Below are 14156 nucleotides of genomic sequence, written 5' to 3' on the forward strand. Positions count from 1 at the left end.
CTAGATTTTCATAAGAGACAGTTTCAGAAGTTTTCGAAGATTTCTTCAACAAACTTCAACCACTTGCGCTTGCGATCTCTCGTAAGCGGGAGGCGAATTCTACAGCGTTACACGCTGCTGTCAACACCTCTTTTTCAACTTCCTTTTGGCTTCGATGAACTGAAGCAACTTGCTGTCGAGAACTGCGTAACTCATTGTTTACCAAGGAGTTTTCCGTTTCGACTGCGCCGGAAGTGGGGCGAATTATAGGCTTCCAGAATCTGCCGTCAACCTTCTTTTTCACATTTCTGTCATATAAGTCAAAAAAGCTCCAACAACGCAAAGGCCGGCCCCAAGGGGCCGGCCTTTTACCTACCGAGCCTTACAGGCTGGGAAAGGCGAATTGCGACGTTTCATGGCTGGCCCGTTGCGGCCAACGCTGGGTGATCGCCTTGCGACGAGTATAGAAACGCACCCCGTCCGGCCCATAGGCATGCAAGTCGCCAAACAGCGAACGCTTCCAGCCACCAAAGCTGTGATACGCAACCGGCACCGGCAGCGGCACGTTAACACCCACCATGCCGACTTCAATCTCATCACAGAACAGACGCGCCGCTTCACCATCACGGGTGAAGAGACAAGTACCGTTGCCGTATTCATGATCGTTGATGAGTTGCATCGCCGCTTCCAGGCTATCCACCCGCACTACGCACAACACCGGGCCAAAGATCTCTTCTTTATAGATACGCATCTCAGGGGTGACGCGGTCAAACAAGCTGCCACCGAGGAAAAAACCTTGCTCATGCCCGGCAACACTCAAGCCACGGCCATCAACGACCAGCTCAGCCCCCGCCGACACACCGTCTTCTATATAGCCACTGACTTTATCTCGCGCCTGCCCCGTCACCAACGGGCCCATATCCAGCCCGCAAGAAGTGCCCGCACCAATCTTCAACGCCTTGACCTGTGGCACCAGCTTGGCAATCAATGCATCCGCCACCTGATCGCCCACGCACACAGCCACCGAGATCGCCATGCAACGCTCACCGCAGGAACCATACGCCGCGCCCATCAGGGCACTCACAGCGTTATCCAGGTCTGCATCCGGCATCAGCACCGCGTGGTTTTTCGCCCCGCCCAGCGCCTGCACACGCTTGCCACGTTTGGTCGCTTCGGAATAGATGTACTCGGCAATCGGCGTCGAGCCTACAAAGCTCAAGGCTTTGACTTCAGGCGCTTCGATCAATGCGTCCACCGCGCCCTTGTCGCCATGCACCACGCTGAGCACGCCTTTGGGCAGCCCGGCTTCCTGCAACAGCTGCGCGATCAACAGCGTCGAACTCGGGTCGCGCTCTGAAGGTTTAAGGATGAAACAGTTACCGCAGACAATCGCCAGCGGGTACATCCACAACGGCACCATCGCCGGGAAGTTGAACGGGGTAATACCCGCTACCACGCCCAATGGCTGGAAGTCCGACCACGCATCAATGTTCGGCCCTACGTTGCGGCTGTATTCACCCTTGAGAATCTCCGGCGCCGAGCACGCGTACTCCACGTTCTCGATCCCACGCTTGAGTTCACCCGCGGCGTCTTCCAGGGTTTTGCCATGTTCTTCGCTGATCAACTGCGAGATCCGTGCTTCGTTCTGCTCCAGCAGTTGCTTGAAACGGAACATCACCTGGGCACGCTTGGCCGGCGGCGTATTGCGCCAGGCCGGAAACGCCGCCTTGGCTGAGTCAATCGCCTGTTGAATGGTTTCACGGCTGGCCAACGGCACCTGGTGAATCACCTGGCCGGTAGACGGGTTATAGACGTCGGCACTACGACCGCTGTCGTTGACCAGCTCACCGTTGATCAAATGCTGGATAAGGCTCATGCAGGGCTCCTGAAAAATTGTTCTATATAGAAGGAGAAATCAGTCGATCTTGTTCAGCACTTCGCCGACCGCGTCAAACAGACGGTCCAGGTCCTGCGGCTTGCTGTTGAAGGTTGGCCCGAACTGCAGGGTGTCGCCGCCAAAACGCACATAGAAACCGGCCTTCCACAATGCCATGCCGGCCTCGAATGGACGCACGATGGCATCTCCATCACGCGGGGCAATCTGAATCGCACCGGCCAGGCCGTAGTTGCGAATGTCGATCACGTTCTTGCTGCCCTTCAAACCGTGCAGCGCATTCTCAAAGTGCGGTGCGACTTCGGCTACGCTCTGCACCAGGTTTTCTTTCTGCAACAGGTCCAATGCCGCCAAGCCCGCCGCGCAGGCCACCGGGTGCGCCGAGTAGGTGTAGCCGTGGGGGAATTCCACGGCGTATTCCGGCGTCGCCTGATTCATGAAGGTCTGGTAGATCTCGCTACTGGCAATCACCGCGCCCATCGGGATCGCGCCGTTGGTGACTTGCTTGGCGATGCACATCAGGTCCGGTGTCACGCCAAAGCTGTCGGCACCGAACATCGAGCCGGTGCGGCCAAAGCCTGTGATCACTTCGTCGAACACCAACAGGATATTGTGCTGGTCGCAAATTTCGCGCAGGCGCTTGAGATAACCCTGCGGTGGCACCAATACGCCAGCGGAACCGGCCATCGGCTCGACAAACACGGCTGCGATGTTCGACGCATCATGCAGCTCGATCAGCTTGAGCAACTCATCGGCCAAGGCAATACCACCCTGCTCCGGCATGCCCCGGGAGAAGGCGTTGCTGGCCAGCAAGGTGTGAGGCAGATGGTCGACGTCCATCATCGCCTGGCCAAACAGCTTACGGTTACCGTTCACACCGCCCAGGCTGGTACCAGCAATGTTCACACCGTGGTAACCACGGGCTCGACCAATCATCTTGGTCTTGGTGGCCTGACCTTTGAGGCGCCAGTAGGCCCGCACCATCTTCACTGCCGTATCGGCACATTCAGAGCCCGAATCGGTGAAGAACACATGATTCAGGTTGCCTGGGGTCAGGTCGGTGATCTTTTCCGCCAACTGGAAGGACAACGGATGACCGTATTGGAAGCCTGGGGAGTAGTCCAAGGTGCCCAATTGCTTGGCGACCGCTTCCTGGATTTCCTTGCGCGTATGCCCGGCGCCACAGGTCCACAGGCCCGACAACGAATCATAGACCTTGCGCCCCTTGTCATCGGTCAACCAGCTACCCTCGGCGGCCACGATCAGGCGTGGATCGCGCTGGAAGTTGCGGTTGGCGGTGTAAGGCATCCAGTGCGCATCCAGCTTCAATTGGCTGGCCAGTGACGATGGGGCGTTTTCGGGCATGTTCATCAGCAAAACCTCGCAGGGCAAAAGGCAGCGTCGGGATTGAAAAAGCGTTGTTGCAGCTAAATTGCCACGGGGATAAAGTCGGTGAAATCCAACTCTTCTAACCTTCAGTCAGGCCTTCACTAAACTATGAGCAGCCGTCGTCCCGACCCTTTGGCCCAAGTCAGTGACTTCGATATTCGCTTGCTGCGCATCTTTCGCAGCGTGGTGGAGTGCGGCGGCTTCTCGGCAGCGGAAACCGTCCTTGGCATCGGGCGCTCGGCCATCAGCCAGCAGATGAGCGACCTTGAACAACGGCTCGGGCTGAGGCTCTGCCAACGCGGCCGCGCCGGGTTCTCTCTGACAGAAGAAGGCCGCGAGGTCTATCAGTCTGCCCTGCAACTGTTGAGTGCCCTGGAAAGTTTTCGCACCGAGGTCAACGGCCTGCACCAACATTTGCGCGGAGAGTTGATCATTGGCCTCACCGACAATCTGGTGACCCTGCCCCATATGCGCATCACTCACGCATTGGCGCAGTTGAAGGAACGCGGCCCGGACGTGCAGATCCAGATCCGCATGATCGCCCCCAATGAAGTGGAGCAAGGCGTACTCGACGGTCGCCTGCACGTCGGTGTGGTGCCCCAGGCCAGCGCACTGTCGGGCCTGGAATACCAGCCGCTGTACAGCGAACGCTCCTTGCTCTATTGCGCGGTCGGCCACCCGCTGTTTTACGCCGACAACAAGCAACTCGACGACGAACGCATCGACAGCCAGGATGCCATCGCCCCCACCTTCCGCTTACCCGCGGAAATCCAGGCCCATTACCAGGCGCTCAACTGCACCGCCAGTGCGTCAGACCGTGAAGGCATGGCGTTCCTGATTCTCACCGGGCGTTATATCGGCTATTTGCCCGATCACTACGCCAGCCTATGGGTGCAACAAGGCCGACTGCGTGCGCTGAAACCGGCGACACGTTTTTACGATTTGAGCCTGGCATCGGTCACGCGCAAGGGCCGTCGCCCTCATTTGGTGCTGGAAAGCTTCCTCGAAAGCCTGGCCGCCACCCGCTAACTCGGGCCTTGCACAAAAAGCTGAGCATATGGACAGCTTTTTGCAAGGGTTCAAGGACCTTGAACCGTCCGCCTTGAGTTGACCCGCCATGCCCCCAGAATCCTCCAGCCCCAGCGACCTGATCTACGGCCTCAACGACCGGCCGAAACCACTGCCCGCTCTCCTCGCGGCGCTGCAACATGTCCTGGCGGCGTTCGTCGGCATCATTACGCCGCCGCTGATTATTGGCTCCACCCTCGGCCTCACCGCCCACTTGCCCTACCTGATCAGCATGGCGTTGATGGTTTCCGGCGTAGGCACCTTCATCCAGGCACGCAGGCCGTTTGGTATCGGTGCCGGCATGATCTGCCTGCAAGGCACCAGCTTTGCGTTTCTCGGCGCGGTGTTGTCTGCAGGCTTTCTGGTGAAACAACGCGGCGGCAGCCCGGAAGACATTCTGGCGATGATTTTCGGCGTGTGCTTCTTTGGCGCGGCGGTACAGATTGTATTGAGCCGCTTTATCGGCCAGTTGCGCCGCGTGATCACACCGCTGGTGACCGGCATTGTAATTACGCTGATCGGCATCAGCCTGATCAAAGTGGGCATCACCGACCTCGGCGGTGGTTTCAATGCACCGGACTTCGGCGCTCCCGCCAACTTGGCGCTGGGCCTGTTCGTTGTATTGACGATCATCCTGCTCAACCGCTCGAACACGCCCTGGGTACGCTTGTCGGCCATCATCATCGGCCTGGCCCTGGGCAGCCTCGCGGCGTGGTTCAGCGGCAAACTGACTCCCCAGGCGTTGCCTGACCTGCCATTGGTCAGCCTGCCTACACCATTCCGCTTTGGTTTCAACTTCGACTGGAGCGCCTTCCTGCCGATTGCGCTGATTTATCTGATCAGCAGCATCGAAACCGTCGGCGATCTCACCGCCAATTGCATGATTGCCCGCCAGCCCATCAGCGGCCCTTCTTATATAAGCCGGCTCAAGGGCGGCGTGCTCGGCGATGGGGTGAGCTGCATGATCGCCGCCACCTTCAGCGCCTTCCCCAACACCACGTTTGCGCAGAACAATGGCGTGATCCAGCTCACCGGCGTGGCCAGCCGTTACGTCGGTTTGTACATCGGCGTGTTGCTGTTCTGTCTGGGCCTGTTTCCATTGATCGGCGCCGTGCTGCAGCAAATCCCCAAGCCGGTGCTGGGCGGCGCCACGCTGGTGATGTTCGGCAGCGTGGCGGCGGCCGGCGTGCGCATCCTTGCCCAGGCACCGCTGGACCGACGCAGCATGCTGATCATCGCCACCTCATTCGGCGTTGGCCTGGGTATCGCCGCGCAACCTAACCTGCTGCACCTGATGCCGACACTGGTGCAGAACCTGTTCGACTCCGCCATCACCAGCGGCGGTATCACCGCCATCCTGCTGTGCCTGTTACTGCCGGAGGCCAAGGCAAGTACAGCCGCCGCAAACCACAGCCCGGAACGCGACAGCCTGGAGCCGCTTTGACGGTTTTATTGCATCAGGACTTGTCTGAGGCTTGAGGGTGGGTTATCTGTGCACACGTCGTCTCTATCGATCAGCACGGAAACCTCCATGAGCCTCGAAGTTCCTGCCCACAGCAACCACGCCGGTAAACCCGCCAGCCGCATTCGGCAAAAGAACGAACAAGCGATTCTCCAGGCTGCTGAAGATGAATTCGCGCGTCATGGCTACAAAGGCACCAGCATGAACACCATCGCTGCCAGTGCCGGGCTGCCCAAGGCCAACTTGCACTACTACTTCACCAACAAGCTGGGCCTGTACGTCGCGGTACTGAGCAATATCCTCGAACTGTGGGACAGCACCTTCAACGCGCTGACCGCCGAGGACGACCCGGCCGTGGCGCTCGCTCGCTACATCCGCACCAAGATGGAATTCTCGCGCCGCCAACCCCAGGCTTCGCGGATCTTCGCCATGGAGATCATCAGCGGTGGCGAATGCCTCACTGAATATTTCGGCCAGGACTATCGGGCCTGGTTCAGTGGCCGTGCCGCAGTGTTCCAGGCGTGGATCGACGCCGGCAAAATGGACCCCGTCGACCCTGTGCACCTGATCTTCCTGCTGTGGGGCAGCACCCAGCACTACGCTGACTTCGCCACCCAGATCTGCCGTGTTACCGGTCGCACCAAGCTGACCAAGCAGGACATGGAAGATGCTGGCACCAACCTGATCCATATCATTCTCAAAGGCTGCGGCATCAAGCCAGCCCTATAAACGAAGCGATTTATGTCTTTTACGCTCACCGGCTTTTGCGAGTTTCGTGAAGAAATACGCAAAAGTCGCTTTATCACCTTGGCGGCGCCGATTACCAGCCCGCAGGACGCCCAGGCGTTTTTCGAGCAACACAGCGACCTCAACGCCACGCACAACTGCTGGGCCTGGAAGCTGGGCGATCAATACCGCAGCAGCGATGACGGCGAACCCGGAGGCACCGCCGGGCGCCCGATTCTTGCAGCCATCGAGGCCCAGGGCTTTGATCAGGTGGCCGTCTTGGTGATCCGCTGGTACGGCGGCATTCAACTGGGCACGGGTGGATTGGCCCGCGCCTATGGCGGCGGGGCCAATAAATGCCTGCAAAATGCCGAGCGCATCGAGCTGATCAGCCGCGTCCCCCTGCGTTGCGCCTGTGGCTTCTCCGAACTGAACCTGGTGAAGCTGCGTGTCGCTGAACTCGGCGGGCTTGTGGTGGAAGAAACCTTTACCGCCAACGGCGTAGAACTGCAACTCGCCCTGGGGGAGGCGCACATCGACACCCTGCAAACCCAGCTCGCCGACCTGAGCCGTGGGCGCATCCTGCTCGAACGCTGAAACTGCTACTGTTATGCGCTGAACTCCCTGAACCGCGATTTCAAAGGAAGCCTTTCATGTCTACGCCAAAAACCGCACTGATCATCGGCGCCTCGCGCGGGCTGGGCCTTGGCCTGGTCAAGCAACTGCTCCAGGACGGCTGGGACGTGACCGCCACCGTGCGCGATCCCAACAAGGCCGATGCGTTGAAAGCCGTGGGGCCGGTGCAGATCGAGAAGTTGGACATGGACGATCAGCAAGCCGTGATCGCCCTGGCCCAACGCCTGAAAGATCGCACCTTTGACCTGCTGTTCGTCAACGCCGGCGTCAAAGGCCCGGCCAATCAGGAGCCCGGCCACGCGACCCTGGCGGAAGTCGGCCAGTTGTTCTTTACCAACGCCGTGGCGCCGATCAACCTGGCCCAGCGTTTTGTCGGGCAGATCCACAAAGACACCGGCGTGCTGGCCTTCATGAGTTCAGTACTGGGCAGCGTGACCATTCCCGACGGCTCGGACCTGGCGCTGTACAAAGCCAGCAAGGCCGCCCTCAATTCGATGACCAACAGCTTTATCACGCAACTGGGCGAGCCCAAACCGACGGTGCTGTCGCTGCATCCAGGCTGGGTGAAGACCGACATGGGCGGCGAAAACGCCCACATCGACGTCGAGACCAGCGTGCGCGGCCTGGTGGACCAGGTAAATGCCTACACCGGCAAAGGCGGCCATCACTTCGTCGACTACAAAGGCGACACCATCGCCTGGTAAGTGGCAAAGGGTCGTTATCGACCAATTGCCGTCGATAACGATCCACGCGTAAACTGCCCTCCTCGCCCTCCCCGGCGACCCTGGATCAGCAGACAGGACAACACTGAGCTGGCAAACCTGAACCCATCATTCAGAGGAGCCGGCCAATGCCTGCGACCCGTATCTGGTTAAAAAACCCCCTCGCGATTTTCACCGCCAATGGCCTCGATGCCCGTGGCGGCCTGGTGCTGCAAGACGGTGTCATCACCGAAGTGCTGGCCCAAGGGCAAGCGCCTGCGCAGCCTTGCGCGCAGTTGTTCGATGCCCGCGAGCATGTGGTGCTGCCTGGGCTGATCAACACCCACCACCACTTCTATCAAACCCTGACCCGTGCCTGGGGCCCGGTGGTCAACCAGCCGCTGTTTCCCTGGCTGAAAACCCTGTACCCGGTATGGGCGCGACTCACCCCGGAAAAACTCGCCCTGGCCAGCAAAGTCGCCCTGGCCGAATTGCTGCTCTCGGGCTGCACCACGGCGGCCGACCACCACTACCTGTTCCCCGATGGTTTGGAAAACGCCATTGATGTGCAGGTAGACAGCGTGCGTGAACTGGGGATGCGCGCCATGCTCACCCGCGGTTCCATGAGCCTGGGCGAAGCCGATGGCGGCCTGCCGCCGCAGCAAACGGTGCAGCAAGGCCAAGTGATTCTCGAAGACAGCCAGCGCCTGATCCGCGAATATCACCAGCGCGGTGACGGTGCGCAGATCCAGATCGCCCTGGCGCCGTGCTCGCCGTTTTCCGTCACCCCCGAAATCATGCAAGCCAGCGCCGAGCTGGCCAACCAGTTGGACGTGCGCCTGCACACCCATTTGGCGGAAACCCTTGATGAGGAAGATTTCTGCCTGCAACGCTTCGGGCTGCGTACCGTGGATTACCTCGACAGCGTCGGCTGGCTTGGCCCGCGCACCTGGCTGGCCCACGGCATTCACTTCAACCCGGACGAAATCGAGCGCCTGGGCGCAGCCGGCACCGGCATCTGCCATTGCCCAAGCTCGAATATGCGCCTGGCCTCCGGCATTTGCCCGACCCTGGACCTGCTCGCCGCCGGCGCCCCCATCGGCCTGGGCGTGGACGGCTCCGCCTCCAACGACGCCTCGAACATGATCCTTGAAGCACGCCAGGCCCTGTACATCCAGCGCCTGCGCTACGGCGCGGAAAAGATCACCCCCGAAGGTGTATTGGGCTGGGCCACCAAGGGCTCGGCGCAGTTGCTGGGGCGCACGGATATTGGCGAGTTGGCAGTAGGCAAACAGGCGGACCTGGCACTGTTCAAGCTTGATGAGCTGCGCTTCTCCGGCAGCCATGACCCCATTTCCGCGCTGCTGTTGTGCGGTGCGGACCGGGCAGACCGGGTGATGATCGCAGGTCAATGGCGGGTGATCGACGGCCAAGTCGAAGGGCTGGATCTGAAAGGCTTGATCGCGGATCACAGCCAGGCAGCGCGCCAGTTGATCGCAGGCACCTAAGCCAGGCACCAATCAAAATGTGGGAGCGGGCTTGCTCGCGAATGCGCTGTGTCAGTCAGTACATCTGTGACTGAACCACCGCATTCGCGAGCAAGCCCGCTCCCACATTGGGTCTGCGGCGCCGTTCAAATCGGGTTATAGCCCCAACAGCGACAGCATGATAAAGGTCGCAAACAACACAAAATGCGTCATCCCTTCTATCGCATTGGTTTCCCCGTCGTTGAGGTTGATCGCGCTGACGATCAGGGTGATAAACACCATCACCGTTTGCACCGGCGTCATCGCCATCTGGAACGGCTGCCCGGTGTAGAGCGCCATGGCTTCCATCACCGGCACCGTCAGGATCACCGTAGACAACGAAGCCCCCAGCGCGATGTTGACCACCGATTGCATGCGGTTGGCCAACGCGGCGCGCAGTGCCGTGAGGATCTCCGGCGCGGCCGAGATAGCCGCCACCACAATCGCGGTAATCACCGGCGGTGCGCCGGTCCCTTCCAGGCCCAGGTCGAGGGTCTTTGACATCACCTCGGCCAGCGCGCCAATCACGATCACCCCAAACACCAGGGTCGCAATGGAAAACGTCAGGCTGACAGACGGCGCGTGCTCGTCTTCCGGCTGTTTCTTACGGCGTTTTTCCGGATAGCTGTAGCTGAAGAAATAACTGTGCGGCCCCACCTGCATGCGCAGGAACAAGGTGTAAAGCACCACCATCGCGCCAATGGTGAAGGCCGAGTAAATTTTCCAGTCCGCTTCGGGGATAAATTCCGGCACCACCATCGACACCCCCATGGCAGTAAGAATCATCACACTGTAGGTGCGCGCCGAGTCATCGTTGTAGGACTGTTCGCCATGCTTGATGCCGCCCATCAGCGCGGCCAGGCCGAGGATGCCGTTGATATCGAGCATCACCGCTGAGTAAATGGTGTCGCGCACCAGCGTCGGCGATGGCTCGTTGCTCATCATGATCGCCAGGATCACCACCTCCACCAATACCGCGGCGAGGGTCAGGATCATGGTGCCGTAGGGGTCACCGACTTTTTCCGCCAACTGCTCGGCGTGATGAGCCACGCGCATCGATGCCATCACGATAAACGCGATCAGCGCGAAGCCGGCCAGCAGCGCGACCAGTTGGCCACTGTGGAGCATCCAGTGTTCCAGCGGATAGGCGGCGATGGCGGCAATCAGCGCCAGCAGCATGAATTTTTCTTGCTTGAGGGATGTGAGCATTCCGGGCCTTTTCATACAGCGAATCAGTCATTGATGGGGTACAGACTGCGCCGAGCCACTAACGTTTCGTTACACCTTAGTTCAGGCCGCCCTTGCGTGAGTGACAGAAATACTCTCCTGCTGGTCAGGTTTTGCCGATTATTTCAGCCATGGCCTGTAGAATGCCGCCATTGCACTTGATGAGAATTTAAAAATGTACGATTGGCTCAACGCCCTGCCCAAGGCTGAATTGCACCTGCACCTGGAAGGCTCGCTGGAGCCTGAGCTGCTGTTCGCCCTGGCCGAGCGCAACAAGATTGCGCTGCCATGGAACGACGTCGAAACCCTGCGCAAGGCCTACGCCTTCAACAACCTGCAAGAGTTTCTCGACCTGTATTACAAGGGCGCCGATGTGCTGCGCACGTCCCAGGATTTCTACGACCTGACCTGGGCCTACCTGCTGCGCTGCAAGGCCCAGAACGTGATTCACACTGAACCGTTCTTCGACCCGCAAACCCACACCGACCGTGGCGTGCCGTTCGAAGTGGTGCTCAACGGCATCGCCGCCGCACTCAAAGACGGCGAGCAGCAACTGGGCATCACCAGCGGTTTGATCCTCAGCTTCCTGCGCCACCTGAGCGAAGACGAAGCGCAGAAAACCCTCGACCAGGCGCTGCCATTCCGTGACGCGTTCGTGGCCGTGGGCCTGGACAGCTCGGAAATGGGCCACCCACCGAGCAAGTTCCAGCGCGTGTTCGACCGTGCCCGTCACGAAGGCTTCCTGACCGTGGCCCACGCCGGTGAAGAAGGCCCGCCCGAGTACATCTGGGAAGCCCTCGACCTGTTGAAAATCCAGCGCATCGACCACGGCGTGCGAGCCATTGAAGATGAACGCCTGATGCAGCGCATCATCGACGAGCAGATCCCGTTGACCGTGTGCCCGCTGTCCAACACCAAGCTCTGCGTGTTCGACGACATGGCCCAGCACAACATCCTCGACATGCTCGAACGTGGCGTAAAGGTCACCGTGAACTCGGATGACCCGGCGTACTTCGGCGGTTACGTCACTGAGAACTTCCATGCGCTGCACACCAGCCTGGGCATGACTCAGGACCAGGCCAAACGCCTGGCGCAGAACAGCCTGGATGCGCGGCTCGTGAAGCCATAACCGGTAATCATTGGATGTACACGGGCTAAATGTGGGAGCGGGCTTGCTCGCGAATGCGGTGAACCAGTCTACAGTTGCATCGACTGACACGCCGCCTTCGCGAGCAAGCCCGCTCCCACACTGGTTTCGCATGGTCCTTTAGATTTCGCTGAGTTCTTCCAGGGTCTTGCCCTTGGTCTCCATCCCGAACAACCACACCACCAGCGCCGCCACCGCAAAGCACAGCGCACCCAAGGCAAATACCCCGCCCTGCCCGGTTATCGGGAATACCAGTCCGGTTACCAACGGCCCCAGCAACGAGCCAACCCGCCCAATCGCCGACGCAAACCCCGAGCCGGTCGCACGTGCCGAGGTGGGATACAACTCCGGCGTGTAGGTGTACAGCACCGCCCACATGCCAAACAGGAAGAACTGCATCAACAACCCCGAGGTGATCAGCAGGCTTACGTTGCCGCCAAACACTGCGCTCTGCCCATACACAAACGCCATCACCCCGCCGCCCAGCAAGGTCACCACGCACACGGGCTTGCGCCCCCAGCGCTCGACCAACCACGCGGCCATCAAAAAGCCTGGGATTCCGCCCAGGGAAATGATCACCGTGTAATACACCGACTGAGTCACAGCAAAACCCGATTGCTGTAACAACGCACTCAACCACGACGTCAGCCCGTAGAACCCAAGCAGGGCGAAGAACCACACACTCCAGATCATCATCGTGCGTTGGCGGTACTGCGCGGACCACAGCTGCTGGAACGCGGAGAAAAACGTCCCCGGCGCACTCTCGATCCGTGGCAGGGCAATCGGCTCCGGCAAGTCGGCGCGGCCCAGGGAATCGCGCACCTTCTGCTCGATGCCAAGCAAGACCTTGTCCGCCGCCTCATGGCGCCCAGCCTGTTCCAGCCAACGCGGCGACTCCGGAATAAAGAAACGGATGGCCAGCACAAACACCGCCGGTATCGCCAACACCAGAAAGATGTCGCGCCAGCCAATCACCGGCAACAAGAAGTAAGACAACACGCCCGCGGCCACAAAACCCAACGGCCAGAAGCCATCCATCAAGGCGATGTAACGGCCGCGTCGCTTGGCGGGGATCAGCTCCGACAGCATCGACTGGGCAATGGGAAACTCCATGCCCATGCCAATGCCCAGCAGGATCCGGAACAACGTCAGCGTCTCCACCGTCTGCGCCATGGAACACAGGTAGCTCGCCAGGCCCCAGAGTACGATGCTCCACTGGAACACCGGCTTACGCCCGAAGCGATCAGCAAGCATCCCGGACAGCGAAGCGCCCACCACCATGCCGAAAAAACTCGAACTGGCCAGCAACCCGGCCTGGGCCGTGCTCAGGCCAAACTCGGCTTTGATCGAGCCCAGCAGGAAGGTCATCATCGCCAGGTCCATGGAGTCGAAGAAAAACGCCAGGGCGATGATGATGAAAATGACTCGGTGGTAACCGCTGATGGGCAACCGTTCCAGGCGTTCCGCCGCGCTATAACCCTGCCTACCCATGCCGCACCCCTCGTATGAAAAAATCCCCTTGGCGAGTGTGCGGCATCGTTTACGCCGGCTATTGCTGAATGCGACCTGACGACAGCTGAGAGCGACGCCAGCACCTGTAGGAGCGAGCTTGCTCGCGAAGAACGTTAACGATAACGCGGGGCATCTGGATAAAACGCGGCGCCCTCAAGTTTTTCACGAGCAAGCTCGCTCCTACAGCTTGGCAACGCGAGCTATGTGCTCAAGCCCCCCGTCATTGACCGACAGGGCCCGTGACTCGTTGATCACGCTGATCCAGTTCGCCTGCAAAAACAGCTGCATCAAGCCCGCCCCCAGCGCACCGCCCAGATGGGGTTGTTGCTGGCTCCAGTCGAAACAGTCGCAGGCCAGCGGCGATGCCAATGCCTGGGTAAAAATGCCCAGTTCCGCCAACGCTTGCACGCCCCTGGGCGTCACCTCGGTACGCTGCTCATGGCGCTCGATCCATCCGGCCTCAAGCATCCGTTGATACAGCTGCGCCGCCAGTTCACCGCCGAGGTGGCCGTGGCACCAGCGGGCGCGGCGCAGCAACGGCGGCGCTCGCAGCGCCGGTGGCAAAACATCCGGGGTGCTGCGGGCCGCGCTGGCCATGGTGGTGCTGGCCAATGCATCAATGGCGGTGCTGACATCAGCGGCCGCTAGCCTAAACAGGCGCTGGCCTCGCCGTGCCTCGATCCGCAACAGGCCGCTGCCGGTCAGCCGCGCCAAGTGTGCATTGGCTGACGCCGGCGACAAACCGGCCAGCGCTGCCAGCTCGTCTGAAGATTTCGCCGAACCGTCCATCAAGGCCCAGAGCATGGCCGTGCGTTTAGGCTCGGCGAGCAAGCTGGCGATCTGGCTGATGCAAGGTGCTGCTCCCATGTATTCACTCCCTGTTAAACCA

General features: G+C 60.2%; 12 protein-coding genes. 7 read left to right on the forward strand and 5 right to left on the reverse strand.

The window, feature by feature from the left end; genetic code table 11:
• Positions 1-361 precede the first annotated feature (361 nt).
• Together BMH52_RS09260 and BMH52_RS09265 are read right to left on the reverse strand one after the other, a co-directional pair.
• Positions 362-1855, reverse strand: a complete 1494-nt coding sequence (locus BMH52_RS09260; RefSeq protein ID WP_073843447.1) for a CoA-acylating methylmalonate-semialdehyde dehydrogenase — start codon at positions 1853-1855, stop codon at positions 362-364.
• 39 nt (positions 1856-1894) lie between these two features.
• On the reverse strand, positions 1895-3244 hold the full coding sequence (locus tag BMH52_RS09265) for an aspartate aminotransferase family protein (protein WP_003188272.1): 1350 nt from the start codon (positions 3242-3244) through the stop codon (positions 1895-1897).
• A gap of 126 nt (positions 3245-3370) precedes the next feature.
• Here BMH52_RS09265 and BMH52_RS09270 point away from each other — a divergent pair, with 126 nt between their 5' ends.
• The 6 genes from BMH52_RS09270 to BMH52_RS09295 all read left to right on the forward strand — a co-directional run bounded on the left by BMH52_RS09270 (position 3371) and on the right by BMH52_RS09295 (position 9363).
• Positions 3371-4291 (forward strand): LysR family transcriptional regulator, encoded by a 921-nt coding sequence (locus tag BMH52_RS09270; protein ID WP_003188270.1) that lies wholly within the window; start codon positions 3371-3373, stop codon positions 4289-4291.
• 88 nt (positions 4292-4379) lie between these two features.
• On the forward strand, positions 4380-5774 hold the full coding sequence (locus BMH52_RS09275; protein WP_014716777.1) for a uracil-xanthine permease family protein: 1395 nt from the start codon (positions 4380-4382) through the stop codon (positions 5772-5774).
• A gap of 87 nt (positions 5775-5861) precedes the next feature.
• On the forward strand, positions 5862-6521 hold the full coding sequence (locus tag BMH52_RS09280) for a TetR/AcrR family transcriptional regulator (RefSeq protein ID WP_014716776.1): 660 nt from the start codon (positions 5862-5864) through the stop codon (positions 6519-6521).
• Positions 6522-6533: 12 nt separating this feature from the next.
• Positions 6534-7115: a YigZ family protein gene (locus tag BMH52_RS09285; protein ID WP_014716775.1), complete on the forward strand. Its 582-nt coding sequence runs from the start codon at positions 6534-6536 to the stop codon at positions 7113-7115.
• A gap of 56 nt (positions 7116-7171) precedes the next feature.
• The gene (locus BMH52_RS09290; protein WP_073843454.1) at positions 7172-7858 is read left to right on the forward strand and encodes an SDR family oxidoreductase; all 687 of its coding nucleotides are present in this window, start codon (positions 7172-7174) and stop codon (positions 7856-7858) included.
• Positions 7859-8004: 146 nt separating this feature from the next.
• On the forward strand, positions 8005-9363 hold the full coding sequence (locus tag BMH52_RS09295; RefSeq protein ID WP_073843456.1) for an 8-oxoguanine deaminase: 1359 nt from the start codon (positions 8005-8007) through the stop codon (positions 9361-9363).
• A gap of 135 nt (positions 9364-9498) precedes the next feature.
• On the opposite strand, the gene BMH52_RS09300 is transcribed toward BMH52_RS09295, so the two are convergent.
• A complete protein-coding gene (locus BMH52_RS09300) occupies positions 9499-10590 on the reverse strand; it encodes a calcium:proton antiporter (RefSeq protein WP_003188263.1) in 1092 nt (363 codons plus the stop codon).
• 193 nt (positions 10591-10783) lie between these two features.
• Between BMH52_RS09300 and BMH52_RS09305 the strand changes: the two genes are divergently transcribed.
• Positions 10784-11737, forward strand: a complete 954-nt coding sequence (locus BMH52_RS09305; RefSeq protein WP_038448751.1) for an adenosine deaminase — start codon at positions 10784-10786, stop codon at positions 11735-11737.
• Between the two features lie 138 nt (positions 11738-11875).
• On the opposite strand, the gene BMH52_RS09310 is transcribed toward BMH52_RS09305, so the two are convergent.
• Both BMH52_RS09310 and BMH52_RS09315 read right to left on the reverse strand, forming a co-directional pair.
• On the reverse strand, positions 11876-13246 hold the full coding sequence (locus tag BMH52_RS09310; RefSeq protein WP_073843458.1) for an MFS transporter: 1371 nt from the start codon (positions 13244-13246) through the stop codon (positions 11876-11878).
• A 201-nt stretch (positions 13247-13447) separates the two neighbouring features.
• On the reverse strand, positions 13448-14134 hold the full coding sequence (locus BMH52_RS09315) for a helix-turn-helix transcriptional regulator (RefSeq protein WP_020301942.1): 687 nt from the start codon (positions 14132-14134) through the stop codon (positions 13448-13450).
• Positions 14135-14156: the final 22 nt, after the last annotated feature.

The organism is Pseudomonas sp. BTN1 (assembly GCF_001907715.1).
Classification (GTDB): Bacteria; Pseudomonadota; Gammaproteobacteria; order Pseudomonadales; family Pseudomonadaceae; genus Aquipseudomonas; species Aquipseudomonas paracarnis.

Bases quoted from the DNA above. Each gene is read 5' to 3' on its own strand.
- BMH52_RS09260 (WP_073843447.1), bottom strand. From the start codon at position 1,855: ATGAGCCTTATCCAGCATTTGATCAACGGTGAGCTGGTCAACGACAGC.
- BMH52_RS09265 (WP_003188272.1), bottom strand. From the start codon at position 3,244: ATGAACATGCCCGAAAACGCCCCATCGTCACTGGCCAGCCAATTGAAG.
- BMH52_RS09270 (WP_003188270.1), top strand. From the start codon at position 3,371: ATGAGCAGCCGTCGTCCCGACCCTTTGGCCCAAGTCAGTGACTTCGAT.
- BMH52_RS09275 (WP_014716777.1), top strand. From the start codon at position 4,380: ATGCCCCCAGAATCCTCCAGCCCCAGCGACCTGATCTACGGCCTCAAC.
- BMH52_RS09280 (WP_014716776.1), top strand. From the start codon at position 5,862: ATGAGCCTCGAAGTTCCTGCCCACAGCAACCACGCCGGTAAACCCGCC.
- BMH52_RS09285 (WP_014716775.1), top strand. From the start codon at position 6,534: ATGTCTTTTACGCTCACCGGCTTTTGCGAGTTTCGTGAAGAAATACGC.
- BMH52_RS09290 (WP_073843454.1), top strand. From the start codon at position 7,172: ATGTCTACGCCAAAAACCGCACTGATCATCGGCGCCTCGCGCGGGCTG.
- BMH52_RS09295 (WP_073843456.1), top strand. From the start codon at position 8,005: ATGCCTGCGACCCGTATCTGGTTAAAAAACCCCCTCGCGATTTTCACC.
- BMH52_RS09300 (WP_003188263.1), bottom strand. From the start codon at position 10,590: ATGCTCACATCCCTCAAGCAAGAAAAATTCATGCTGCTGGCGCTGATT.
- BMH52_RS09305 (WP_038448751.1), top strand. From the start codon at position 10,784: ATGTACGATTGGCTCAACGCCCTGCCCAAGGCTGAATTGCACCTGCAC.
- BMH52_RS09310 (WP_073843458.1), bottom strand. From the start codon at position 13,246: ATGGGTAGGCAGGGTTATAGCGCGGCGGAACGCCTGGAACGGTTGCCC.
- BMH52_RS09315 (WP_020301942.1), bottom strand. From the start codon at position 14,134: ATGGGAGCAGCACCTTGCATCAGCCAGATCGCCAGCTTGCTCGCCGAG.